We start from the raw sequence: 25,502 nt of genomic DNA on the forward strand, positions 1-25,502 counted from the left end.
AAAACATGAACGCTACGAACAATAACATGTCCCTCACCGGCGAACCACCAAAGGCACTGAACACCCAACAAAAGATGGCCACCTTTATCGGGCTTGCAGGTTTGGCCATACTGTTTTTAGCAATGTTCAACCTCGATTTCCCAAACAAGGCTATCTGGTTGACAGTTTCCCTGGTTTCCATAGCGGTAGGCACCATCTGGTTCGCAAAAGCGGCCTATTTAAACAAGCATGAGGGCATCAAGAACGATGGCGTTTATTTTAAATCAATATCATCGAAAGGATTATGGGCTTGGGTATTGGGTATTGCCATGACGCTTTTCTACGTTGTGCTCTACTGGTTTCCTGCATATCTCGGCCTAGTCAAAGAAGGTGATAATCAGGGAGTCATCGCCTTGTTCGACCCCTTAAGCAAACAGCTCAGCGGTAACCCGGCCAGCCAATGGTTTCTTTACGGCACCTTGTATACCCTTGCCATTTTGGCTTTCGGTATCAAATTTATTTGGAAATACCGGCATAACCGCTACGAGATACTGCGTACGATATCGGTCATGTTCTTTCAGTTAAGCTTTGCCTTTATCATCCCCGAAATATTGGTCCGCTTGAACCAGCCCTACTACGACCTGAAAAATATCTGGCCCCTAAACTACGACCTGTTCGCCGGCTATAAAATCAACGAATTTTTAGGCGCGGGGAACATTGGGCTTATCATGCTAATTTTCGGAGTACTATCCATATTCGTCATCACCCCTATACTCACCTACAAATTCGGAAAACGCTGGTACTGTAGCTGGGTCTGCGGTTGCGGCGGGCTTGCGGAAACGGCTGGCGACCCTTTTCGCCATCTGAGCGACAAACGTCAGTCCGCCTGGAAGGTGGAGCGTTGGGTGATACACAGCGTCGTGGTCTTCGTTACCGTCATGACCACTGCGGTCGTGTTTTCCTATTTAAGGGGCAATGAATCGGAATCCATTTCAAAATGGAGCAATCTCGACGATAAAATGGTGGTCATTAGCGAACCGGAAGGGAAACCAATCGGCGAACGCATCTTGGCGGCACAGGAAGCCGGGGCGAAAAGTGTCATCTTTCTTCTCAAGGATGCTTCCGAGAAACCACCGGTCATCGAAAAGACGGAAGGTATCACTATCAAATATGGGGTGGTTTCGCAAGCGGATAACCAACCGGTGCTGAAGCGCATAGAAGAGGGCCAAGATGCCGCCCTTACAGCGACCGACGGAACCTCCTTCATAGTGCAAAAGGGCGCTGACGTCAAGCAATATGACAACTCACTGATTTCCAAAGAGTTTTTTGTCTGGGGGGTAATCATCGTGCTGACCCTCATATTTTCGTGGGTGATGCTCTTTAAGCGCCAAGAACTGGCCAAAGATGCGAAATATGGGGCCATCGGCTACTTCGCCGTAGTCATAAGTATTCTGCTTTTCACCTACTACAGCAGTCCCGGTAAACTATTTTTCTTCGACGCCTACCAACTGAACAAGGCCTATGGTTTTGTGATTGGATCCATTTTCAGCGGGGTAATCGGTGTTGGCTTCTACCCAATTTTCGGTAACCGGGTCTGGTGCCGTTTCGGCTGCCCCATGGCCGCTATATTGGGGTTTCAACAGCGGATGCTATCTAAATTCCGTATCACCGTTAATGGCGGACAGTGCATCTCCTGCGGTAATTGCTCGACCTATTGCGAGATGGGCATTGATGTACGGGCCTACGCCCAGAAAGGAGAGAATATCGTACGCTCTAGCTGTGTAGGCTGCGGTATCTGTTCGGCGGTCTGTCCAAGAGGCGTTTTGAAACTGGAAAACGGACCGCTAGAAGGGCGTATTGACGGCAACGAGATTTTGTTGGGCAACGATGTGGATTTAATGACCCTGGTCAACAGGAAATAAAATCGGTTAGGAGTTGACATTTAGGTAAGCAACCCTCCTTTTATTCGACCAACCATAAAAGCATCCTAATAATGTTCCCTAAACTATTTTTAATGGTGGCGCTCTTCCTTTTCCTCGGAAATCAATCCGAAGAAACCGGCGTGTACCAACGGGACTATTATCCAACGGGTAAACTAAAGTCCGAAGGGTGGTCGAACAACGGGGTCAAAACGGCCTATTGGAAATAGTACCATCCCACCGGGAAATTATCCGAAGAAGGGCATTATCAAAACAATCGGCGCGCCGACTATTGGAAGTTCTATACCGTTACCGGCAAACTACTGCAAGAAGGCCATTATAAGAACGGGAAGAAGACCTATTGGTGGCTATTTTTCGACGCCCAAGGAAAAATAGACCAAAAATGTCAATTGAAAAATGGCACGAAAAACGGCTACTGCCTGAAATACAAAAACGGAAAATTGGCTTCCGCAGAAAAATACATAAATGGTAAAAAGAGTAAGGAATGGTACAGTTTCAGTAGTTTTGCAAAAGAAAATAACCTATCAGACCTGAGGTAAATGACCGCAGCATTCGCCACTAAACCAGATATCAGAGTCATTATTCCTGCATTTAATGAAGCCGATTCCATTGCCGAGGTAGTTAAGGAACTACCTGCCTCCGTTTCCGAAATAATAGTTGTTAACAATAATTCTTCTGACAGGACCTCAGAGAACGCCCTATCCGCGGGAGCCACTGTATTGACGGAAGAAAGAAAAGGCTACGGCTATGCCTGTTTAAAGGGAATGGAGTATGTAGCCCAGCAATCCAAAACACCCGATATTATCGTATTTATCGATGGAGACTATTCCGATTATCCGGAAGAACTCGACAAGGTGGTGGCCCCTATATTGAACGAAGGCAAAGATTTTGTAATCGGCGCTCGGGTGAAACGACTAAGGGAGGAAGGCAGCATGACGCCCCAGCAGATTTTCGGTAATTGGTTAGCCACTGCGTTGATGAAATTGTTTTTCGGGGCAACGTTTACCGACCTCGGTCCTTTTAGGGCGATACGATATGACAAATTGTTAACGCTCGACATGGAGGATAAAACCTATGGCTGGACCGTGGAAATGCAGTTAAAGGCGATAAGGAAAAAACTGGCATATACCGAAGTCCCAGTGCGTTACAAAAAAAGAATAGGGGTCTCGAAAGTGTCGGGTACCGTAAAAGGTAGTATCTTTGCAGGCGTAAAAATATTAGGTTGGATTTTCAAATACAGTATCGGATAAAATGGGATTGATTATTTCATATATTATACTTGCCATTTACAGCATAGCCTTGCTGTTGATATTCTTTTATAGTTTGGCACAATTGAACCTCTTGGTCAACTACTTAAGCTATAAACGCCAAGATCAGACCGCACCGAAATTCAATCTTCTAGACGCTAAGGAAATTCCTTATGTAACCATTCAACTTCCCGTTTACAACGAAGAATATGTAATGGAACGCCTACTTGAAAATATCGCTAAAATCGAATATCCAAAAAGTAAGCTCGAAATACAGGTCTTGGACGACTCTACTGATGATTCGGTTGTAGATACTGCAAAATGGGTAAAAGACTTACAGGAGACCGGACTCGACATCCAGCATATACGCCGCGAAAATCGCCAAGGCTTTAAAGCAGGCGCCTTAAAGGAAGGCTTAGAAACGGCCAAAGGGGAGTTCGTCGCCATTTTCGACGCCGATTTCTTGCCCGCCAGCGATTGGTTGAAAAAAACGGTTATCTATTTCAAAGATCCGGAAATCGGTGTGGTGCAGACCCGATGGGGGCATATCAATAGAGACTATTCCACTTTGACCCGTATTCAAGCGTTCGCCCTTGATGCCCATTTCACTTTGGAGCAAGTAGGCCGAAATGCCAAGGGCCATTTTATCAACTTTAACGGTACCGCAGGTATTTGGCGCAAGAATTGTATTCTCGATGCCGGCAACTGGGAGGGTGACACGCTGACCGAAGATCTGGACCTTAGCTACCGCGCTCAATTAAAAAATTGGAAGTTCAAATATTTGGAGGATGTCGAAACGCCTGCCGAGCTTCCCGTGGTCATCAGTGCAGCACGTTCACAGCAGTTTCGTTGGAATAAGGGCGGAGCAGAGAACTTCCGAAAATCCGTTTGGAGTGTTGTGTCGGCCAAGAACATATCGTTCAAAACCAAGTTTCATGGCGTGATGCATTTATTGAACAGTTCGATGTTTTTGTGTGTATTTCTCGTGTCCTTGTTGAGTATCCCAGCCATGTATATCAAGGCGATTTACCCGCAGTTCGACATTGTGTTTTCGTTGCTTAGTTTTTTTGTGCTGAGTACCATTATACTGTTCGTCTGCTACTGGTTTACCTATAAAAGCATACAGGGCAGCAGTTTTGATAATTTTGTGGATTATATCAAGATTTTCTTTACCTTTTTCTCCGTCGCCTTGGGTTTCTCCCTGCACAACTCCATCGCCGTGCTCGAAGGCCACTGGGGCAAGCGGAGCGAATTTGTTCGTACGCCCAAGTTCAACCTCGACAATTTGACCAATAGCTGGAAAGGCAATAAATACCTCGCCAAAAAACTGTCGCCGAACATGATTTTAGAGGCTTTGTTGATGGTATATTTTCTCTTTGGAATGTACAGCGCCATTCCGCTCAATGATTTCGGACTCTTTCCGTTTCACTTAATGCTTTTTATGGGTTTTGGATTCGTGTTTACCAAGTCATTGACGTCGCGGGCTTGAAAATGATTTGCAATGTCTTACCTCTCATCCCAGAGCATTGCATCGAAAAGAAGTAACCTAAGAGGAAACCTAACATTACTCCGTGATCAACTCATTTCTCAATAATCCGGAGGCGTATTGCTGTTTTTGAAGTTACTTGGAAAAAGGTTGGTAAAGCAAAAGTTATGGGCTTTGGGTATAAAAATCCCCCGAATCAACAAAATGATATCAAGGAAGCTTCCGAACAAATAGAGCAGGGATTGACAACGGCATGTGAAACCTTCATCCTGAAACACCGATAATGGGCTGAAATCGATTCCAAGAAAATCTATATCCTGACGATTTTTGCACCAAAGCAACATCCAGATACACGGGATACAGATTTAAAATGAATTTAAATTCCTTCAAAACCCCTAAATTCGTCCGACAGAAAGACCGGACCAAATGCCCAACAAGCTCACCACATACCTAAAGTTGCACAAAGTCCCCATTGCATTGGCGCTATTGACCCTGATTTTTTACTATACTTTCGCCTACAATCTGGTGCGTATCGATTTCATTAAACTGATTGCCCTGTTTGCTGCGCTGTTCTTTCTTTGCCTTCGGATTATCCAGTTCGAAAAGTGGAACCTGAAATTTTTATTGGTCATTGGCATCCTTTTCCGGTTGGTGTTTCTAATGGCCGAACCCAATCTTTCACAGGATTTTTATCGGTTTATTTGGGATGGCCATTTGGTCGCCAACTTCATCAATCCGTATTTAGAGGTGCCCGACATTCTTATCCAACAAAAAGATTTGATCATTCCCAACGCCCAGGAACTTTACAACGGAATGGGCGAGCTGAGCGCGAAACATTTTAGCAACTACCCGCCCTTCAATCAACTGATTTTCGGCTTGGCCGCTCTGCTAGGCGGAAAAAGCATCATGGCTTCGGTACTGGTTATGCGTACCGTAATTATTTTGGGAGATATCGGCATTGTTTACTTCGGAAGAAAGCTTCTGAAACACCTCAACCGCCCTCAACACCTTATTTTCTGGTATTTCCTAAACCCTCTGGTCATCACAGAACTTACGGGAAACCTTCATTTTGAAGGGGTTATGCTTTTCTTTTTCGTTTGGGCGCTATACCTGTTATCGCAGAAAAAATGGATGCTGGCCGCTGTACCGTACGCCCTATCCATCGCTATTAAATTGGTGCCGCTACTGTTCCTGCCGCTTTTCCTGAAATATCTTGGACTTAAAGAGAGTTTCATTTTCTATCTGTTGGTCGGCGCAATCTGCATTTTGTGTTTCCTTCCGTTTTATTCCCCGGATTTCTTGGCCAATTATTCCCAGACTATAGGACTCTGGTTCTCCAATTTTGAGTTCAATGCAGGACTGTATAACGGCGTTAAACAAATCGCCATCGCCTTCGACGGCAAGCCTTGGGAGCTGATAAAAACCTACGGGAAGATTGTTCCGATACTGACCATATTAGCGGTTTTGGGTGTTACTTTTTTTCGCAAAAACCAAAATCTGGCCGTACTGTTAACGTCCATGCTGTGGGTCTTGACGCTGTACTATTTGCTTTCGGCCACGGTGCATCCGTGGTATATCATTTTCTTGGTCTTGCTCGGCGTTTTCACGCAATACCGTTTCGCGGTACTTTGGTCGTTGGTGGTAGTGCTCAGTTATTTTGCCTATTCCAATCCGGCCTTTACCGAAAACCTTTGGTTGCTTGCCCTTGAATATTTTGTTGTATTCGGATTCTTAGCCTATGAAATCTTCAATCCAAAGCGGCAAAAACCGATTTTTCATAAAAATTAGGCTTCAATTGTTGTAGTTTGGACGTATTCTTGTACATTTGAAATTCAATGAAAGAACAAAATCACATAGCAAGCATGAACAGCATCCCTGCTCCCGTTCGTTCTTTTTCTCCACGCCGTCGCCCGTAAGGGTGCGTATACTTCTATGGAAATAGGTGAGTCCATTTCCGCTCAACTCCGAAAACATTATTTATTTACCATTAAATTGTCATAGCAATGAAAATCGTAATTGCTAACGAAACCCATTTTAAATACGCCCAGATCATTTGCGACACCATTGCCGAGTCGGCCAAGGTACGCGGTACCGGCATCGCCAAGCGCACCCCCGAATACATCCAAAAAAGATTACAGAACGGGAACGCGATAATCGCCTTGGACGGCGACACATTCGCCGGTTTCTGTTATATCGAAGTTTGGGGACATGAGAAATTTGTCGCCAATTCAGGCTTGATCGTACACCCCGATTACCGAAACCAAGGCTTGGCCAAAAGAATAAAAAAGCGGGTTTTCGAACTTTCCCGTGAAAAATTTCCCAATGCTAAAATTTTTGGGATTACCACCGGTCTGGCCGTCATGAAGATGAACTACGAACTGGGTTATAAACCGGTCACCTTTTCGGAACTCACTGACGATCCCGAATTTTGGAAAGGCTGCCAAACCTGCAAGAATTTCGACATACTTACCCGAACTGAACGGAAAATGTGCCTTTGTACAGGCATGCTGTACGACCCGAACGCAAAATCGAAAATAGAGGAAAGGAAAAAACCGAACAGTAAATCTTTTGAAAGATTGAAAAGTATCAAGGAGAGTTTGTTTTTGAAGAAAAAGTCGAAATAAAACACGAGATACCAATTTTAAAAAATAAAACATGAAATTAGTTCTAGCATACAGCGGCGGTCTCGACACCTCGTACTGCGCCAAATACTTATCGAAGGAAAAAGGATTCGAAGTCCATGCCGTAAGCGTAAACACCGGTGGATTTTCAAAGGAAGAAATCGCCGACATCCAAGAAAAAGCACTGCAATTGGGAGCCACTTCCTATACTTCCATCGATGCGGTACACTACTTTTACGACAAAGTCGTCAAATACCTCATCTTCGGCAATGTGTTGAAAAACAACACCTACCCCTTATCGGTAAGTGCGGAACGGATCGTACAGGCTATCGAAATCGTAAACTATGCCAAAAGGGTAGGTGCACAATACATCGCCCACGGCAGCACGGGCGCAGGCAACGACCAGGTAAGGTTCGATATGATTTTCCAAATTATTGCCCCCGAAATCGAAATCATAACCCCTATAAGGGACAATACCTTATCGAGGGAAGCCGAAATCGAATACCTAAAGCAGAACGGTGTCGATTACGCTTGGGAAAAAGCCAAATATTCCGTCAACCGCGGACTTTGGGGTACCTCGGTGGGGGGCGAAGAAACCTTGACCTCGCAGAAGCCGCTGCCCGATTCTGCGTATCCAAGTCAGTTGCAGGAAAAAGAACCCTCTGAAATAAAGCTGACTTTTGACAAAGGGGAACTGGTCGGTATCGATGGTGAACAAGCTACTCCAGTAGAGAATATTATCAAGCTTGAGAGGCTCGCATCAAAGTATGCCATCGGCCGCGATATTCATGTAGGTGATACCATTATCGGCATTAAAGGGCGGGTGGGCTTCGAAGCACCGGCGTCGCTAATTATTATCAAAGCACATCATTTATTGGAAAAGCATACCCTTAGCAAATGGCAGCAGTTCCAAAAAGAACAGTTGGGCAATTTTTATGGGATGTTGCTTCATGAGGGCAACTATCTCGACGAGGTCATGCGGAATATCGAAGTTTTTTTGACCGATACCCAAAGAAACGTCTCTGGCGATGTGTATGTATCGCTCCACCCCTACCGATTCGAACTCAACGGAATATCATCGGAACATGATTTGATGAACGCCTCCTTCGGAAGCTATGGTGAAATCAATAAAGGCTGGTCGGCCGATGACGCCAAGGGCTTTATCAAAATTTTGTCGAATTCCGGGAAGATATACAACCATGTGAACAAGAATTGATAGTCGTTGTCAGGTCGAGCGCAGGCGAGACCCACATGGGCAAGATTGCATTCGAAGGGCGGTAAGAACAAAAAAGGCATTTTTTTATGATCAAAGCAGGAATAATAGGCGGTTCAGGATACACGGGTGGAGAATTGATCCGAATTCTCCTGCACCATTCCGAAGCGGAAATCGATTTTGTGTTCAGCACGACCCGGGCCGGGAAGACATTGGTTACGGCGCATCCTGATTTATTAGGGTCGACTGAAATGGAGTTTACAGGAAGTATAAATCCCGATGTAGATGTGGTGTTTCTCTGTTTGGGACATGGTAATTCCTCAAAATTCTTGAAGGAGAACCACTTTTCCAATACCACTAAGATTATCGATCTCAGCAACGATTTCCGGTTACAGGAGGATGCTGTTTTCGAGGGAATGAAATTTGTTTACGGCCTTCCCGAACTTAAAAGATCGGATATCCAAAAAGCGGATTATATCGCCAATCCCGGCTGTTTTGCAACTACCATTCAATTAGGATTGCTGCCCCTGGCCAAAGCGGGACTTCTAACTAACGACGTTCATATCAACGCCGTCACCGGAAGCACCGGTGCAGGCGTAAGTCCGTCGGCGACCTCGCATTTTAGCTGGCGGAACAATAATGTGAGCTGGTACAAGCCTTTTACACATCAACATTTGGGGGAAATCAACGAAAGCTTAAAATCCCTACAATCCGATTCAGGGGAACTGTTTCTCTTGCCCAACCGCGGGAATTTTACAAGGGGGATTTTGGCCACCGCCTATACCAAGTTTGAAGGAAGTGAAGAAGAAGCCATCCGATTGTACAAAGATTTCTACAGCGATGCGGTTTTCACACATATTTCCGAAGAACCCATCTACCTAAAACAAGTGGTGAATACAAACAACTGTCATATCCATTTGCATAAACATGAAGATATCCTATTAATTACATCCGTGACCGATAACCTATTGAAAGGGGCTTCGGGGCAGGCGGTGCAGAATATGAACCTAATGTTCGGATTTGAAGAAAGTGAAGGATTGCAATTGAAGGCCGGCGTTTTTTAACTAAATAACTGAAACCATGAAAATAGCCATTATCGGGGCCGGAAACCTCGGCTTGTCCATAGCCAAGGGCATTTTGAATTCCAACGGCGCGACGACCATGTATTTGACCAAGCGGAACCTATCGGAAATTCAGGATTTTGAGAAGTACGGCAATGTAACGGTAACTTCCGACAATCGCGAAGCGGTCCAAAATTCCGATATCTTGATCTTGGCGGTGCAGCCCAGTCAGTTAGAGTCCGTTTTAGAGGATACTAAAGATCTGCTAACCGAAAAGCACGTGGTCATCTCCACGATAACCGGGTTCAGTATTGCAAAGATGGAGTCGATAATCGGAACAGAACACAATATTATCCGTAGTATGCCCAACACGGCAATTTCGGTAGGGCAATCGATGACCTGTATCTGTAGTAACGAAAAGGGCAAGAAAAAAATAGAACTGGCAAAGGCCATTTTCAACAGGATGGGCCATTCGATGGAAATTCCCGAGCCACAAATGCAGGCCGCAACGGTCATCTGCGCCAGCGGTATCGCCTTTTGGATGCGCCTGATCCGCGCCACCACCCAAGGCGCCATTCAGTTAGGATTCGATGCCAAGGAAGCGCAAGAACTGGCCATGCATACCTGCAACGGTGCGGCAAGCCTACTGATTGCCTCCGGCAGCCATCCCGAAGCGGAAATCGATAAGGTGACCACCCCGAAAGGATGCACGATACAAGGCCTTAACGAAATGGAACATCAAGGGCTAAGTTCGTCGCTGATTCAGGGAATTGTGGCATCTTACGAAAAAATTAGTCGCATTCAAGAAGGGCAGTTGTGATAATTGCTATGCAAATTACGCTTATCGCTAAATAAAAAATACGAATTGCGCGTGGCGAAGAGCGCCGGGCGCAAAGCCAAGATACTATGAAATTATTCGATGTTTACCCATTATACGATGTAACCCCGGTTTCCGCCAAAGGTATCGTCGTAACCGACGACAAAGGCCAAGAATATCTCGATTTCTATGGCGGGCATGCCGTGATTTCCATCGGACATTCGCATCCGCATTACATAAAGCGTTTGAAAGATCAGCTCGACAAAATTGGATTTTACAGCAATTCCGTGAAAAACCCGCTACAAGAAGAGTTGGCCGACAAATTAGGTCGATTATCAAGCTGCGAGGATTACAATTTATTTCTCTGCAATTCTGGGGCAGAAGCCAATGAGAATGCTTTAAAAATGGCCTCCTTTCATACAGGGAAATCCCGCGTTATTGCCTTTAACAACAGTTTTCACGGCCGCACATCGGCGGCGGTCGCGGCGACGGACAATCCGAAGATAAACGCGCCCATCAACAAGCAGCAAAAAGTGACATTTTTGCCTTTTAATGATAGTGACGCACTTGAGAGGGAAATCAAAAAAGAGGACGTGTGCGCGGTTATTCTGGAAGCCGTGCAAGGCGTAGGCGGACTGGACCAACCTTCCACAGCATTTTATCAGCTCATCGAGAAATTGTGTAAAAAGCACGAAGTCATTTTGATTGCCGACGAAGTACAGTCCGGTTTCGGTCGAACAGGCAAATTTTTCGGATTCCAACATCATGGGATTACCCCCGATATTATTTCAATTGCCAAAGGCATGGGCAACGGCTTTCCCGTCGGTGGCATTTTGATTCACGAAGATATCAAGGCATCCTATGGATTATTGGGCACCACCTTCGGAGGTAACCATTTGGCCTGTGCCGCGACCATGGCCGTTTTAGAAGTATTGGAAAAGGAACGCCTAATCGCAAACGCCAAGCATTTGGAAGGCTACTTTAGAGGATTGGCCGCCGAAATCCCACAGATAAAAAAAGTAAAGGGCAGGGGATTGATGATTGGACTGGAGTTCGATTTCGAAGTGGCCGACCTAAGAAAACGACTGATTCACAATCAATATCTTTTTACTGGGGGTGCCAAAGACAAGTACGTTCTTCGAGTGCTTCCGGCATTGAATATTACGGAGAGGGATTTGGATAGCTTTTTTGAGGGATTAAAAGCTGAATTAAACGGAACACCATAATCATCAGGCCATTATACAACCAGAGGTTAGGCAGTATTGAGATGAGTGAAAAATTAACCTAGTTAAACAGATTCCCGACTAAGCCTGGGCCCAGCGCAGTGGAAGTGAGGGAATGACAAAAGAGTAATCATTGAAACGTCGCATACTTATAAAAATTGGCTCCAACACCCTGACCAAGGAAACCGATCAGATTTCCAGAGGAAAAATCGAGGATATCGGTCGACAGATTGCCCTGCTGAAAGTCGATTATGAGTTTATCGTCGTCAGTTCGGGCGCGATTGCCGCGGCCAAACAGTTCGTGAAATTAGAACATAATGGAGAGGAAATCAATGTAAAACAAGCCTTGGCCGCTATCGGGCAGCCGCATTTGATGCGTATGTTCCAAGAGAGTTTTCGAGAACTGGGCCTGTTTGCCGCACAATGCCTGTTGTCGTATTCCGATTTCGAGAATCCAAAGTCAAAAGCCAACATTAAGAATACCATAGATGTTCTGGTATCGAACAATTTTATTCCTATCATCAACGAAAACGATACGGTAGCGGCAGACGAAATCCAGTTCGGCGATAATGACAAGCTGGCCGCCTTGACCGCATCCCTTTTGCATGCCGACCTATTGATTATCGCCACAAATACCGATGGCATTTACACCAAAGTTTCCTTAAAGGATACCCATCCTAAAACAATACCTTCCATTACGGACATCGATGCATTGGCCAAAGAAGTCGGTGACGAAAAGTCCTCGCACGGTACCGGGGGCATGCAATCAAAGATCGAGGCCGCCACGATAGCGCAGAAAGCGGGAATCGAAACTTGGATCGTAAACGGACTGAAAGACAATTTCATGGTCGATGCCCTGAACGGGAACAGCGAACACACCAAAATAACTGTATAAAATTAGCCATAATACTGTTGATACCAACCGAGATGAATACTGGTGAATTACATCTGACCGCTGAAAAGGAAATGAACTTATATAGAGGTATTGTTTAGAACCGTTAATGTCGGTTTTTGAGGTCAGATGAAGTCATTTTTTAATATCATTGCAGGGCTATGGTTTCAAAAATGAGGGAATAGGGCCTCAAATTGTGATATTCGGAGGTAAAAGAAAAAGTCTAAGTGAGTTCAATAAAAAGAAACAGATGAAAAACTATTTGTCTATAAAAGATATCGACAATCTGCCCGGTTGGGTCGAGGAAGCCAAGAAACTAAAACAAAATCCCGTTACCCATAAAAACTTGGGAGCAGGAAAGACGCTCTGTCTTCTTTTTTTTAACAACAGTCTCCGTACACGCCTCAGTACCCAAAAAGCGGCCCTAAACTTGGGCATGGAAGTCATGGTGATGAACTTCGGCAACGAGGGATGGATATTGGAATACGGTGACGGAACCGTCATGGACCAAGGCAATTCGGAACATGTCAAGGAAGCGGCCCAAGTCGTTTCGCAGTATTGTGATATCGTCGCCATCCGTGCTTTTGCGGGATTAAAGGACAAGGCAAAAGACGAGGCGGAAGAGGTTTTGAACGGCTTCGCAACATACGCCTCCGTACCGGTCGTAAATATGGAAAGTTCGGTCGGACATCCGTTACAGGCACTTGCCGATGCGATTACGTTGTCTGAACAGCATCCCACAAAACGTCCTAAAATCGTACTTTCGTGGGCCCCGCATCCCAAAGCCTTACCGCATGCAGTGGCGAATTCGTTTGTAGAGATGATGCGCTTGCAAGATGCAGAATTCGTGATTACCCACCCAAAGGGATATGAATTGAATCCGTCTATAACCGAAGGATTGACCATTGAATACGACCAAAAAAAGGCATGTGAAAATGCCGATTTCATATATGTGAAAAATTGGAGCAGCTATTCAGATTACGGGAAAGTGCTGCATCAAAATCCGGATTGGATGATGACCCAGGAGAAATTGGGAGGTGCAAAATTCATGCACTGCCTGCCTGTGCGAAGGAATGTTATTGTGGCAGATGCCGTTCTGGATGGGGCAAAATCATTGGTTATTGAACAGGCGAACAACCGGACGTTTTCAGCACAGGTTGTTCTAAAGAAATTGTTGGAGCAAACCTAACCCCCTGAATTCCCTCTGTGACACTGAGATGGAGCTGTTGAACAGCGATATGCGGAGAAGGCACGGAGATATACCGAGAAAATAAAGAGAGATTCCCAACGCTGTTTATCCTGAGTGGAGTCAAAGGACAGGAACAACAAAAAAGATGAAATTAAAAGATAAAGTCTGCATTATCACCGGTGCCACCAGCGGTATGGGAAAAGCAATTGCCGAATCTTTTTCAAACGAAGGGGCTAAATTGATACTTTCAGGTCGCAATGCCGAAAGGGGAAATGCCCTTTCCGAACGATTGCCGCTTTCCATTTTTGTGGCAGGTGATGTTAGCGAACCCGCTTACAACGAAAATCTGGTGAAAGCGGCCCTAGAAAATTTCGGCCAATTGGATATGCTATCCCTGAATGCGGGAATGCTCGGCTTGGGCAATGTGGTAAACCTCCCTGAAACGCTATGGCATATGACCTTGAACGTCAATCTTAGCTCGATTTTTTACCTTTGTAAACATGCTATTCCACATATGCAAAAAAGCAATAGCGGGGTAATAGTAATCAACACTTCCATTGCGGCGTTCAAGAGCTTTCCGAACCATCCGGCCTATTGTGCCTCCAAGGCGGCGGCCGTGGCGCTGATGAAACAGATGGCGGTCGAATATGCACCGAACATCCGAATCAATGCTATTTGTCCGGGTCCGGTGGACACTCCTTTTTTATGGGATTCAGCAAAAGCTTTTGAACATGAGGATACCGCCGTGGAAGATGCCAAAAATACGACATTGATGAAGCGATTGGGTACGCCCGATGATATAGCCAAACTGACTTTGTTCTTAGCGTCCGCAGATGCCTCTTGGATTACGGGAACGGCAATGACGATTGATGGGGGTATTTTAAATGCATGACATGAAACCAAGCCTTTCCATACTAAAAATCGGCGGAAACGTCATCGAGAACAAGGCAGAGTTATCCCAATTCCTGACCTTATTTTCCAAATTGGAAGGCTTTAAGATCTTGGTACACGGCGGTGGGAAACTCGCTACTGAAATTGGGAAAAAAATGGGCATCGAATCCAAAATGGTCGGTGGCCGGCGCATCACGGACGAACAGAGCCTGGAAGTCATAACCATGGTCTACGCAGGCCTGACCAATAAAAGAGTAGTTGCCGAATTACAGGCAAGAAATTGTAACGCCATCGGTCTGAGCGGTGCGGACGGCAATACGATTCAAGCCCATAAACGCCCAGTAAAAGATATCGACTACGGTTTCGCAGGCGATGTCGATGGGGTCAACGAAGGGCTGCTCTCCCATCTTTTGACCTTGGGGCTCACGCCCGTCTTTTGCGCTATGACCCACGATGGTAAAGGGCAACTGTTGAATACCAACGCAGACACCATTGCTTCTGAAGTGGCTATTGGGCTTGGCGAACGCTATGAAACCACGCTGTACTACTGCTTTGAAAAAAATGGGGTCTTAAAGGATGTTTCCGATGACCGCTCGGTAATTCAACATATCGATACCGCAACTTATAATGAATTGCTCGAACAGGGAATTATAGCAGACGGAATGCTTCCGAAAATGGCCAACTGTTTTCATGCATTGAACAATGGCGTAACCAAGGTTTGTATTGGAAACATGGCGATGTTGACCCAAAATGAAAAGCTGTACACGACGATAACCCTATGAAGATGGATAAAAAACAACTGACGGAAAAGGCTTTGGATTTACTGAAACAGCTGATTTCAATACCATCATTTTCCTCCGAAGAAGATAACACCGCCGATGCTATTGAAGCATGGTTCAAGGCATTTGACATCCCTTTTAAGCGGGAAATCAATAATGTATTTGCGGTAAATAAACACTTCGATGACAGCAAACCGACTTTATTACTGAACTCCCACCACGACACGGTCGAGCCGAATTCCGCCTATACCAAAGACCCGTTCCATCCACATATCGAGGACGGCAAATTATACGGTCTAGGCAGTAACGATGCCGGTGGTGCCTTGGTATCCTTGATCGCGACTTTCACCCATTTTTATTCCAAAGATAACCTGAGCCATAACCTTTTAATGGTCGCCTCGATGGAAGAAGAAAGTTCAGGGGATAATAGCTTACGCGGACTTCTACCCCAGCTGCCAAAAATCGATGTAGCAATCGTAGGGGAACCGACCTTGATGCAATTGGCCATTGCCGAAAAAGGCTTGGTGGTTTTTGACGCCCAGGTAAAGGGTACGCCTTCGCATGCGGCACATCCGAATGAAGACAACCCCATTTATAAAAGTATCGAAGTACTTGAATGGTTTAAAAACTATAAATTTAAAAAAGTCTCCGAGGCTTTGGGCGAAGTCAAATTGACGGTCACCCAAATTAATGCGGGCGTGCAGCACAATGCTGTCCCTGCCCAAGTCAATCTGGTCATCGACGTTCGCGTTAATGACAAATATACCAATGCCGAAATAGCGGAAATCTTAAAAAAGGAAGCGCCATGCGTACTGAAGGAACGTTCGTTGCGGTTAAATTCCTCGGCCATAGCCAAAGATCATCCCCTGGTACGATCGGGCATCGCCGTGGGCAGGGAAACCTATGGCTCCCCCACCCTATCCGACCAAGCTGCCCTGACGTGCCAAAGTCTTAAACTGGGCCCTGGAGATAGCACACGATCCCATTCCGCGGACGAGTTTATTTACGTTCAGGAAGTTGAGGAGGGAATTGATTTGTATATTCGGATCTTAGAGGGATTTTTAATGAAAAAGACATGAGATTTTAGTTATTATATGTGAGATAAAACGTGATTTCCACAATCACACATTCCGATTTTACATTTCAAACGCAATACTAGGAGAATTCAAAGATATACTAGCCATTTCCCCGCCGGAGTTTATGCAGAGCGTAGCCGAGGTACGGGGAAGACAAAAAAATTAATTCATGAAACTCTGGGACAAAGGCTATAGCACCGATAAAAAAATAGACCATTTCACCGTGGGCAACGACCGCGAACTCGACCTGCACTTGGCAAAATACGACGTAATCGCCTCGAAGGCACATGCCAAAATGCTGGGTAAGATCGGTTTGCTAACGGATGATGAAACAAAATCTTTGGTAGATGAACTGAACCATATTGCCACTTCAATTGATAATGGGAATTTCGTAATAGAAGACTCGTTTGAGGATATGCATTCCAAAATTGAATTCCTACTAACGGAAAAACTGGGCGATACGGGAAAGAAAATCCATACCGCCCGTTCCCGAAACGATCAGGTCTTGGTCGCGATGCATTTATACCTAAAGGATGAATTGATAGAAATCAAAACCCAGACCGAAATACTCTTCGACTTGCTATTGAAACTGGCGGAAGAACATAAGGATGTACTGCTCCCCGGATATACCCACCTGCAAATAGCAATGCCCTCATCTTTCGGGTTATGGTTCTCGGCCTATGCGGAAAGCCTGATCGACGACCTCTATTTTATCGAAGCGGCGTATAAGGTGGCGGACCAAAATCCGTTGGGAAGTGCTGCAGGTTATGGAAGTTCCTTTCCCATTGATCGGAGTTTTACCACAGCGGAAATGGGTTTTGCCGCGATGAAATACAACGTAGTCGCTGCCCAAATGGGCCGTGGAAAAGTCGAAAAAGCTACGGCCTTCGGTATGTCAAGTATCGCTTCCACGCTATCGAAAATGGCGATGGATGTCTGCCTCTACATGAGCCAGAACTTTGATTTTATTTCCTTTCCCGATGAGCTGACCACCGGCAGCAGCATCATGCCGCACAAGAAAAATCCAGATGTATTTGAGCTGGTCCGTGGGAAGTGCAACAAACTACAGAGCATCCCCAACCAATTGACTTTGGTCATCAACAACCTGCCCAGCGGCTATCATCGCGACCTGCAATTGGTGAAGGAAATCATCGTTCCCGCCATTCAGGATATGAAGGCCTGTATGGAAATTTTGACGTTTAGCCTAAAGGAAATCCGTGTCCATAAAAACATCGTCAACCATCCGAAATACGATTATATGTTCAGTGTCGACACCCTGAACGAACTGGTACAAAATGGGATGCCCTTTCGGGATGCCTATAAGAAAATGGGGCACGAAATTCAGAAAGGAACCTTTACGCCCAAACGCGATATCGAGCATACGCACGAAGGAAGTTTAGGAAATTTGTGTCTGGAGCAGATTCGGGAAAAAATGAAAAAAATCTAAATAACATGATAAAAAAACACGATCTCATTCTGGCGCTTTCATTACTTTTATTTTCTCCTATAAACGCCCAAGACACCTACCAAAGAAACGCATCCGCCGATGTTCAAAGCTACGTCTTCAACCTCACCCTTAACGACTCTACCAACCAAATCGAAGGCGAAGCCGAAATTACTGTAGCGTTTAAAAACAATCCCGAAGCCTTTACGTTGGACCTCATCGCCAAATCTCAAACCTTCGGCATGGAAATCACCGATATTCTTGAGGGCGAAAACCCAGCAAACTACTCCTTCAAGAACGACAAAATCACAATAACCCCCTCATCCGATTCGACCCGATCAAGAACTTTTAAAATAGCTTACAACGGCATCCCCGAAAGGGGACTGGTCATCGACACCACCAAATTCGGCCAACGTTCTTTCTTCGGCGATAACTGGCCCAACCTGGCACGACACTGGCTGCCTTCGGTTGACCACCCCTATGACAAGGCCAGTATCGAATTCCGTATCACCGCACCCGAACATTACGATGTGGTCGCTACGGGCGAAAAAATCGAGGAAAGCTATTTGGATGATGGGCAGAAGCTGACCATTTATAGAGAACCCGCTCCCGTGGCAATGAAAGTTGTAACCATCGGGGTAACTCAATTTGCCAGCAGGTTGATCGACAAGGTCCACGATATTCCCGTAACCGCTTGGGTCTACCCCGAAAATCGGTTGGACGGATTTTCAGATTACAGCGTTGCCTCCAAGGTGCTGAACTATTATATCGATAATATTGGTCCGTATTCCTACGCGAAACTCGCCAATATGCAGGCCAAGACCCAATGGGGCGGACTCGAAAATGCGGGTACGATATCCTACTTTGAAAATTCCGTCACCGGAAAAAACGAGGTCGAAGGCCTTATAGCCCATGAAATTGCACACCAATGGTTCGGTAATTCCGCCACAGAAAACGATTGGAACCATGTTTGGCTTAGTGAAGGTTTTGCCACCTACTTCGCCATTCTCTACCAAGAAAGCGTCTATGGCGAGGAAAAGCGAAAGGAAGAGCTGGCCCTCGACCGGAAACAGATTTTCGAGTATTACAGAAAAAATCCTTCCCCGATCATTGACCTTAGCATTACAGATCCCCTTAAAGTTTTGAGCGTAAACACCTATCAAAAGGCCGGCTGGGTCTTAAACATGCTACGCCATAAACTGGGCGACGGCGTTTTTTGGGTAGGTATCCGTACCTACTACAAGCGGTTTCAAAATGCCAATGCCATGACGACCGATTTCAGAAAGGTGATGGAAGAAGTATCCGGCACGGATTTGAAAGTTTTTTTTGAGCAATGGATGCACACCAAAGGATATCCCGAAATCAAATGGGATTGGAACTATAGCGATGGTAAATTGGCGATTACCATCGCGCAGCTGCAAAAGCATCATATCTTTCAATTCCCCTTGGAAGTCGGCGTCATTACCGATGGTCAGATGGAAATCAAAACGCTGCAAATCGATGAAAAATCGAAGACTTTTGAGATTCCTATCAGTGACAAACCCGATGCCCTCGTTCTCGATCCCGAGTCATGGTCATTGTTCGAGGATAAGAAATAAAGCCATTGCTATCGCACCCAGCGTTGTGTCAAGCCTGTTTTAGCCGACCCGAAAGACTTAACCTAACATTATTTGGGTTGTTATCGCCAGAAATAATAAAAATTCGAAATACCACCACCAACATCCTTATAAAACAGAATACAAGCTTTTTCAGATGGGTCTTAAATCGACCAACTGCACAGAATAACCGTTGACCTACATTAAATCTCATTTCACAACATAAATTTTTTCTAGGGATACTTCCCCGCTATTTTTAAGAATCATTTGGATTACCTACACATCCACAGTCCAAAAATAGTCCCAAATCATGAAGAGAATAGTCCTACCTATTCTATCGCTCTTGGCGGTAGCATGCAGTTCAGAAATCGATGAAGTTACCTTTGAAGAAGTCAACGAAAAAGTAACCGCAGAAGCGTATACCGATAAAACTGCCGAAGAAAACAGTTCAGCAAAAGACGCAAACAGCGCCGCTTTTTTCAAACAACGCTCCTTTACCGTAGCCGAACACTCCGAAGCAGGCAGTAGTATCGGTTTTTTGCCAGCTACCGATGCCAACGGACACCCAATGACCTATACCCTGGAATCGGGTACCGATATCGATATCGATGACCTTACTGGCGAACTAAAGGTTGGTGCGACCCTAAAACTCGATTTCGAACGTACGAAAAATATGGAGTTTTCAGTTTCCGCATTTGATGGAAAGACCAGTATCGAAAAAAAGATTTCCCTAGCGATTCAAGATGTAGATGAAATGGCCCTCTTGACAGCCGACCAAAAAGAACTGATTTCCTATTTTCAATACTTAACGCTTTGGAAAGGGCCGCACGTAAGCGAGATCGATAAGAACAGAAAATGGACAACCCTGATGATCCTGCATCTCGATGGCACGATTACAGACGCGTACAGTGCGACCGTAGAACGTGTCATCGCTCAATACAATGCCCTATTTACAGAAAGTGATTTTAGAATTACATTGACCGAAGATGCCGATAGTGCCAATGCAAGTTTATTTTTTGGAACTAAGGAAGCGGTTGCAGACGTCTGGCCAGACATGTACGCTGTTATCAAAAACGGTAACTATGACGGATATACGAAGACACCCTCGAAAAATTCCGCAATCACCTCTACCCGTATATGGATTTCAAACCCCATCGGAGTACTTATCAAACACGAAATAGGTCATGCCCTCGGCTTCGGCCATTCAGATCATTGTGAAGGCAAAAAGAGTATAATGTGCTCTACGGTCAGTTCAGCCAGCACTATTTTGCCCATTGAGGCAAATATAATTCGATACCAGTACCATCGAGACTTGCCCTCCGGCCTGTCGGAAAAGGAAATCGAAGAAGTTTTGGCAAATATTATTCTAAACGAACGATAAGTTCTTCTTTGGTTTGAAGGGGCACCTGTCTTCTTTAATTGATCATCCCCAAATTTACTATTTCCTGATCGGTCAGATATCGCCAATGGCCACGCGGTAAATCTTTCTTGGTCAAGCCGGCGTAGACAACCCGGTCGAGTTTCACTATTTCATACTCTAAAGTCTGGAAAATACGGGTTACGATCTTACTGCGTGAGCTGTAAATTTCCATACCTATTTGGGTCTTGGGGGCATTGTCGACAAAACTGACGTCGTGCACCTTTACGACTTTTTGGTCGACCAAAAGACCATCTTGAATCTTTTTCAGGTCGGCACTTCGTAACGGCTTGTTCAATTCGATATGGAATATTTTTCGCAATCCATTTTTAGGGCTGTTCAGACGTTTGGTCAGTTCACCGTCGTTGGTGAACAGTAGAAGTCCGGTTGTGTTTTTATCCATTTTACCGACGGGCTTTAACTCGACTTGGGTAGCTTTTGAGATAAGGCCAATTGCAGTTCGGTTACCGTGCTCGTTACGCGCGGCCGTGGTAAAATCTTTGGGCTTATTGAGTAATACGTATTCTTTTTTTGCGGGATTCAACAACCGTCCGTCAAACCGTACCTCATCGGTACGTTTCACTTTATGGCCCATTTGGGTGACCGGCTTTCCGTTGACCGTAACACTACCTGCCGTTATCAGCACATCGGCCTCCCTACGCGAACAGACCCCGGAATTCGATAGATATTTGTTCAATCGGATCAGGTCGGGATTACTAGATGACTGCCCGTTGCCATTGCCTTTTATCGGGGCGTTCCCACGGGAATAGCTCTTTTTTCTGAACGTACCGCCCTCTCGACCAGATGCTTTTTGACCCCCCTCCTTTTTCGACCTGTTCGACGATTTATTTCCCTTATTGGACTCCGATCGGCTCATGATTTCTGTTTTTGCAAAGGTAGGGAAGGGAATCCGTTTAAAGACCCAATCCACAGTAGAATTGATTATCACAAGATACGGTTCAATACCAAATCTACATTGATCAATAAAATACTAAAAACGCCCACCACAATAATCAACTTCAGAATATTGTGCAACCAGACATAATGCCTTTTTGTACCTGATTTCAGCAACAGCACAAGAAAGAGTAATAAAAGCAATACACATCCCATAAAATAATAATGCATATAACCAACATCGAACTTGATAATTAGCAACAGCGAGGGAATCAAGGTGAGCAGAATCAAACAGGATATCAATAATTTCGAGACTTTGGCACCGTATAAAATGGGTATAGTGTCATAGTTTTGGGCCAAATCACCGGTCATATTCTCGAGGTCTTTGATCATTTCGCGAGCCAGAATAAGCAAGAATAGGAAAATGGCATGTACGAATATCACGGTATCGAAGTTCTTGTAATAGACGAAGACCGCAAAAAAGGGGGAAATGGCCAAGGTTGCGGAGACAAAATTGCCCAAAAAGGGTATTCTTTTCAGTTTGTGCGAATACAACCAAATTCCAAAAATATAGGCCGAGAAGAACACGACCGCGCGAAAAGAAACGTAACTGGCGGCGAGAACGGACAAAAAATTAAGCACAAAATACGTCGACAGTTTGAAGCGTTGACTGACCAAACGATCTAACATGCTCTTACGGGGCCTGTTGATCAGATCTTTTTCCGCATCATAAAAATTATTGATAATGTATCCACTGGCGATAATTAGCGCAGAGGCAACCACGATCATAAAAAGGTTCAGGTCGAAAACTACCTGTCGCAGTGGCAGATCAGGGGCAAGAATATAAATTGAGGCCAAATACTGGGCCAAGGCAATAATGAGAATGTTGTATCCGCGTACCACCGAAAATAGGCTCAACAACTTTAAGAGTATGAGTCTATTTTTTCTGCTCAGCATGTAGGAGAGAGTTTCTAAAAGTTATAGACCACCTCTAAATTGTAATCTTTTAAGGCCTTTTTGGCCTTATCGATGTCTTGGGTAAAGCCTAAAATATAGCCTCCACCACCGGAACCGCAGAGTTTTAGGTAGTAATCGTTGGTCTCGATACCTTTTTGCCAAAGTTTGTGGAACTTGGTGGGAATCATCGGCTTGAAATTATCCAGTACTACGTGCGAGAGCTGTTTTAGGTTTCCAAAAAGCGATTTTACGTTGCCGTTTACAAAATCTTCAACACAGGCGTCGGTATGTTTGATGAACTGGTCTTTCAGCATATTGCGGAAACCTTCGTGTTTCATTTTTTCCATAAACAGTTGTACCATCGGTGCGGTTTCTCCGGTCGACCCACTATCCAAGAGGAATACGGCCCCTTTTCCGTCCAAATTTTGGGAAGGGATACTCGTCGATTCGATATCTTCCTTCGAATTGATAAGGATGGGAAGGCTCAAATAACTGTTCAAGGGATCCAATCCGGAGGATTTTCCATGGAAGAAAGACTCCATTTTCCCGAAAATCCGTTTTAAACGCAGTAATTTTTCACGGGTCAGGTTTTCGAGGATAGTTATTTTATCGTTAGCGTATTTATCATAGATCGCAGCGACAAGAGCGCCACTGCTGCCCACACCATAACCTTGCGGAATGGAACTGTCGAAATACATGCCAGATTCGATATCGCCTTTCAGGGACTCGAAATCAAAAGAGACCAAGTTGGGACTGTTCTTATGAACCATTTCAAGATAGCCCACAAATTCGCGAAGGCCTTGATTGGATTTTCTGGCCTTTTCAGAAAGATTGTCGTCGGTCTTTAAAGCACCCTTAAAAAAATTATAGGGAATGGAGAGTCCCTTGGAATCTTTTATGATGCCATACTCCCCGAAAAGGAGAATTTTTGAATAGAACAACGGTCCTTTCATATACAAGTTGGATAATTACGGTGCAAAGATACGAATTTTCGGACTGTAAAACATCCAGACGTCCTTATTTGAGATATATATCCGTTTTCAGGTACCAGTGATTTTGGACAGATTTTTCGATCCTAATCCCGTTCGATCACAAATATGCTTTTCGTCTTTACAGAAGTGAAGCAGCTCATTTTTGATAAATTCGTAAACAGTTTCCTTTTCTTGCTCAGGGTATAACACATGAACGTTGGCTCCGGCATCCAAAGTGAAACATACTTTTGCTTTTGAGGTTTCCCGAAAAGACCATATCCTATTGATAATCTCTAGCGTATTGGGCTTCATCAGTATAAAGTACGGATGACTCGTCATCATCATCGCGTGCAAGGTCAATGCCTCACTTTCTACGATTTTTATGAATTTGTCCAGGTTTCCATCGGCCAAAATAGAGCGAAAATCGGATAGATGGCTATGCCCCTGCCCAAAACGTTGTTCGGCAAAGGGGTGGCCGTGCATTAAATCATGGCCTACGCTACTACTTATTTGCTTTTGACCTTCGTCTACCAATAAAATGGTATCCTGAAAATTCCTGAAAATTTCGTGGATTTTATAAGGATATTCGATACCGTAGAAATCGGAACTTCCCTCGATTGTGGAATGGTTTCCCCATTGTACTAGTGGTCCCTCTATACTGCGGCAGGCACTACCGGAACCCAACCGGGCAAGAAAGGATGCTTTTTTATTGAAAAACTTGGTGTCCATTTCGGATACCAATTCCCTTTCCATCGACATGAGACATAGCGCAAGGGCACTCATTCCCGAAGCCGAGGAAGCAATGCCACTGCTATGGGGAAAGGAATTGGAGGTCTCGATCTTAAAATGATATACCCTCAAAAAGGGAAGGTACGAATCGATACGATTGAAGAAAGTTTCAATTTTTGGTCTGAAATCACTCTTTAACTTCCCCTCAAACAAAAGGTCGAACGAAAATCCTGTTGTCCTTTTGTCCAATTTATGATATGAAATCGTGGTATCGGTGGCGCAAACATCCAACGTAAAACTTAGGGAAGGATTGGCCGGCACCTGATTTTTTTTCTTGCCCCAATATTTGACCAATGCAATATTGCTCGGGGATTTCCATCTAACTTTGCCCGTATTTTTTAAGGACCCATATTCTGATGTAAGAAAATCTTTCTCCGTCATTGCGATAAGAATTTTTGCAAATATAGTTTTTACGTACAACGGGAGTAGCGCCAAAGAAATAAATTACTATTTTAGGGGAAACCTACCGGATCACTTGAAAAAAAAGGGAACCTATATCTTTTACGCCGTCGGTATTTGCCTACTCACGGGATTTCTAGCGGGCTTTGCCACAGAAAGCTCGGTCAATGACTGGTACACTACCCTGAACAAACCCGATTTTACCCCACCGGGATGGCTTTTCGCCCCAGTATGGATTGTGCTTTATGTGTTAATGGGCATTGCCGCAGGCCTTGTTTGGGCGAGGGGCTTTTATCATCGTTGGGTCAAGAAAGCTTTGTACCTTTTTTGGTTTCAGTTACTGTTCAATGGCGCCTGGAGCATCGTTTTTTTCGGTCTCAAAGAACCCTTTTGGGCTCTTCTAATCATCGTTACCCTGTTGATATTGATCGGAATGACCATCCGCTGGTTCAAAGTGGTCAACAAATGGGCTGCGCTACTATTGGTGCCGTATCTGCTCTGGGTCTTCTTTGCGACGGCGCTCAATTATAAGATTTGGGAGATGAACTAATGCGGGGTACTCTATTTTCAAATCGTTAAATTGACACCTCTTTATATAGAAACGTACAGCCGAAACCGCTAC

23 protein-coding genes and 1 pseudogene are annotated in these 25,502 nt (G+C 44.8%); 20 read left to right on the forward strand and 4 right to left on the reverse strand.

Features of this window, described 5'->3' with window-relative positions; translation table 11 throughout:
• Positions 1-5 precede the first annotated feature (5 nt).
• From BLT07_RS00180 to BLT07_RS00270, 19 genes and pseudogenes are all read left to right on the forward strand, one after another.
• Entirely contained in the window at positions 6-1,901 is a 1,896-nt protein-coding gene (locus BLT07_RS00180; protein WP_091864568.1) for a 4Fe-4S dicluster domain-containing protein, read from the forward strand.
• A 71-nt stretch (positions 1,902-1,972) separates the two neighbouring features.
• A complete protein-coding gene (locus tag BLT07_RS21255; RefSeq protein ID WP_245726406.1) occupies positions 1,973-2,128 on the forward strand; it encodes a hypothetical protein in 156 nt (51 codons plus the stop codon).
• A pseudogene (locus BLT07_RS21605) lies at positions 2,129-2,458 on the forward strand (toxin-antitoxin system YwqK family antitoxin); the annotation flags it as partial.
• Positions 2,459-3,169 (forward strand): glycosyltransferase family 2 protein, encoded by a 711-nt coding sequence (locus BLT07_RS00190; protein ID WP_091864570.1) that lies wholly within the window; start codon positions 2,459-2,461, stop codon positions 3,167-3,169.
• Between the two features lies 1 nt (position 3,170).
• Positions 3,171-4,655 (forward strand): cellulose synthase family protein, encoded by a 1,485-nt coding sequence (locus tag BLT07_RS00195; RefSeq protein ID WP_091864571.1) that lies wholly within the window; start codon positions 3,171-3,173, stop codon positions 4,653-4,655.
• Positions 4,656-5,078: 423 nt separating this feature from the next.
• Entirely contained in the window at positions 5,079-6,440 is a 1,362-nt protein-coding gene (locus BLT07_RS00205) for an MptA/MptB family glycosyltransferase (RefSeq protein WP_091864575.1), read from the forward strand.
• A gap of 215 nt (positions 6,441-6,655) precedes the next feature.
• A complete protein-coding gene (locus BLT07_RS00210; protein ID WP_091864577.1) occupies positions 6,656-7,276 on the forward strand; it encodes a GNAT family N-acetyltransferase in 621 nt (206 codons plus the stop codon).
• Positions 7,277-7,307: 31 nt separating this feature from the next.
• Positions 7,308-8,489: an argininosuccinate synthase gene (argG, locus tag BLT07_RS00215; RefSeq protein WP_091864579.1), complete on the forward strand. Its 1,182-nt coding sequence runs from the start codon at positions 7,308-7,310 to the stop codon at positions 8,487-8,489.
• A gap of 86 nt (positions 8,490-8,575) precedes the next feature.
• Positions 8,576-9,550, forward strand: coding sequence for an N-acetyl-gamma-glutamyl-phosphate reductase (gene argC / locus BLT07_RS00220; RefSeq protein WP_091864581.1), 975 nt, complete (start codon positions 8,576-8,578; stop codon positions 9,548-9,550).
• 16 nt (positions 9,551-9,566) lie between these two features.
• The gene (gene proC / locus BLT07_RS00225) at positions 9,567-10,367 is read left to right on the forward strand and encodes a pyrroline-5-carboxylate reductase (RefSeq protein WP_091864582.1); all 801 of its coding nucleotides are present in this window, start codon (positions 9,567-9,569) and stop codon (positions 10,365-10,367) included.
• 86 nt (positions 10,368-10,453) lie between these two features.
• The gene (locus tag BLT07_RS00230; protein WP_091864584.1) at positions 10,454-11,590 is read left to right on the forward strand and encodes an aspartate aminotransferase family protein; all 1,137 of its coding nucleotides are present in this window, start codon (positions 10,454-10,456) and stop codon (positions 11,588-11,590) included.
• Positions 11,591-11,720: 130 nt separating this feature from the next.
• On the forward strand, positions 11,721-12,482 hold the full coding sequence (gene proB / locus BLT07_RS00235; RefSeq protein WP_091864585.1) for a glutamate 5-kinase: 762 nt from the start codon (positions 11,721-11,723) through the stop codon (positions 12,480-12,482).
• A gap of 247 nt (positions 12,483-12,729) precedes the next feature.
• Positions 12,730-13,668, forward strand: coding sequence for a Rossmann-fold NAD(P)-binding domain-containing protein (locus BLT07_RS00240; protein WP_091865529.1), 939 nt, complete (start codon positions 12,730-12,732; stop codon positions 13,666-13,668).
• Between the two features lie 145 nt (positions 13,669-13,813).
• Positions 13,814-14,560 (forward strand): SDR family NAD(P)-dependent oxidoreductase, encoded by a 747-nt coding sequence (locus tag BLT07_RS00245; RefSeq protein WP_091864587.1) that lies wholly within the window; start codon positions 13,814-13,816, stop codon positions 14,558-14,560.
• Position 14,561: 1 nt separating this feature from the next.
• On the forward strand, positions 14,562-15,341 hold the full coding sequence (gene argB / locus BLT07_RS00250; RefSeq protein ID WP_091864589.1) for an acetylglutamate kinase: 780 nt from the start codon (positions 14,562-14,564) through the stop codon (positions 15,339-15,341).
• Between the two features lie 2 nt (positions 15,342-15,343).
• Entirely contained in the window at positions 15,344-16,417 is a 1,074-nt protein-coding gene (locus tag BLT07_RS00255) for a M20 family metallo-hydrolase (RefSeq protein WP_091865532.1), read from the forward strand.
• Positions 16,418-16,583: 166 nt separating this feature from the next.
• Entirely contained in the window at positions 16,584-17,861 is a 1,278-nt protein-coding gene (gene argH, locus BLT07_RS00260) for an argininosuccinate lyase (protein ID WP_091864591.1), read from the forward strand.
• Between the two features lie 5 nt (positions 17,862-17,866).
• Complete coding sequence (locus tag BLT07_RS00265) at positions 17,867-19,456, forward strand: M1 family metallopeptidase (RefSeq protein WP_091864593.1); 1,590 nt, start codon at positions 17,867-17,869, stop codon at positions 19,454-19,456.
• A 307-nt stretch (positions 19,457-19,763) separates the two neighbouring features.
• Complete coding sequence (locus BLT07_RS00270; RefSeq protein ID WP_091864595.1) at positions 19,764-20,834, forward strand: cadherin repeat domain-containing protein; 1,071 nt, start codon at positions 19,764-19,766, stop codon at positions 20,832-20,834.
• A 34-nt stretch (positions 20,835-20,868) separates the two neighbouring features.
• Here the strand turns inward: BLT07_RS00270 and BLT07_RS00275 are convergent, their stop codons facing one another.
• The 4 genes from BLT07_RS00275 to BLT07_RS00290 all read right to left on the reverse strand — a co-directional run bounded on the left by BLT07_RS00275 (position 20,869) and on the right by BLT07_RS00290 (position 24,862).
• Positions 20,869-21,747 carry a pseudouridine synthase gene (locus BLT07_RS00275; RefSeq protein ID WP_091864597.1) on the reverse strand — a complete coding sequence of 293 codons (879 nt, stop codon included), beginning with the start codon at positions 21,745-21,747 and terminating at the stop codon, positions 20,869-20,871.
• A 68-nt stretch (positions 21,748-21,815) separates the two neighbouring features.
• Positions 21,816-22,721 (reverse strand): geranylgeranylglycerol-phosphate geranylgeranyltransferase, encoded by a 906-nt coding sequence (locus tag BLT07_RS00280; protein WP_091864599.1) that lies wholly within the window; start codon positions 22,719-22,721, stop codon positions 21,816-21,818.
• Between the two features lie 14 nt (positions 22,722-22,735).
• Positions 22,736-23,674: a mevalonate kinase family protein gene (locus BLT07_RS00285; RefSeq protein WP_091864601.1), complete on the reverse strand. Its 939-nt coding sequence runs from the start codon at positions 23,672-23,674 to the stop codon at positions 22,736-22,738.
• An 87-nt stretch (positions 23,675-23,761) separates the two neighbouring features.
• A complete protein-coding gene (locus BLT07_RS00290) occupies positions 23,762-24,862 on the reverse strand; it encodes a diphosphomevalonate decarboxylase (RefSeq protein ID WP_091864603.1) in 1,101 nt (366 codons plus the stop codon).
• A gap of 94 nt (positions 24,863-24,956) precedes the next feature.
• Between BLT07_RS00290 and BLT07_RS00295 the strand changes: the two genes are divergently transcribed.
• The gene (locus tag BLT07_RS00295) at positions 24,957-25,430 is read left to right on the forward strand and encodes a TspO/MBR family protein (protein WP_091865535.1); all 474 of its coding nucleotides are present in this window, start codon (positions 24,957-24,959) and stop codon (positions 25,428-25,430) included.
• The last annotated feature ends 72 nt before the right edge of the window (positions 25,431-25,502 follow it).

This window comes from Pricia antarctica (assembly GCF_900101815.1).
Classification (GTDB): Bacteria; Bacteroidota; Bacteroidia; order Flavobacteriales; family Flavobacteriaceae; genus Pricia; species Pricia antarctica.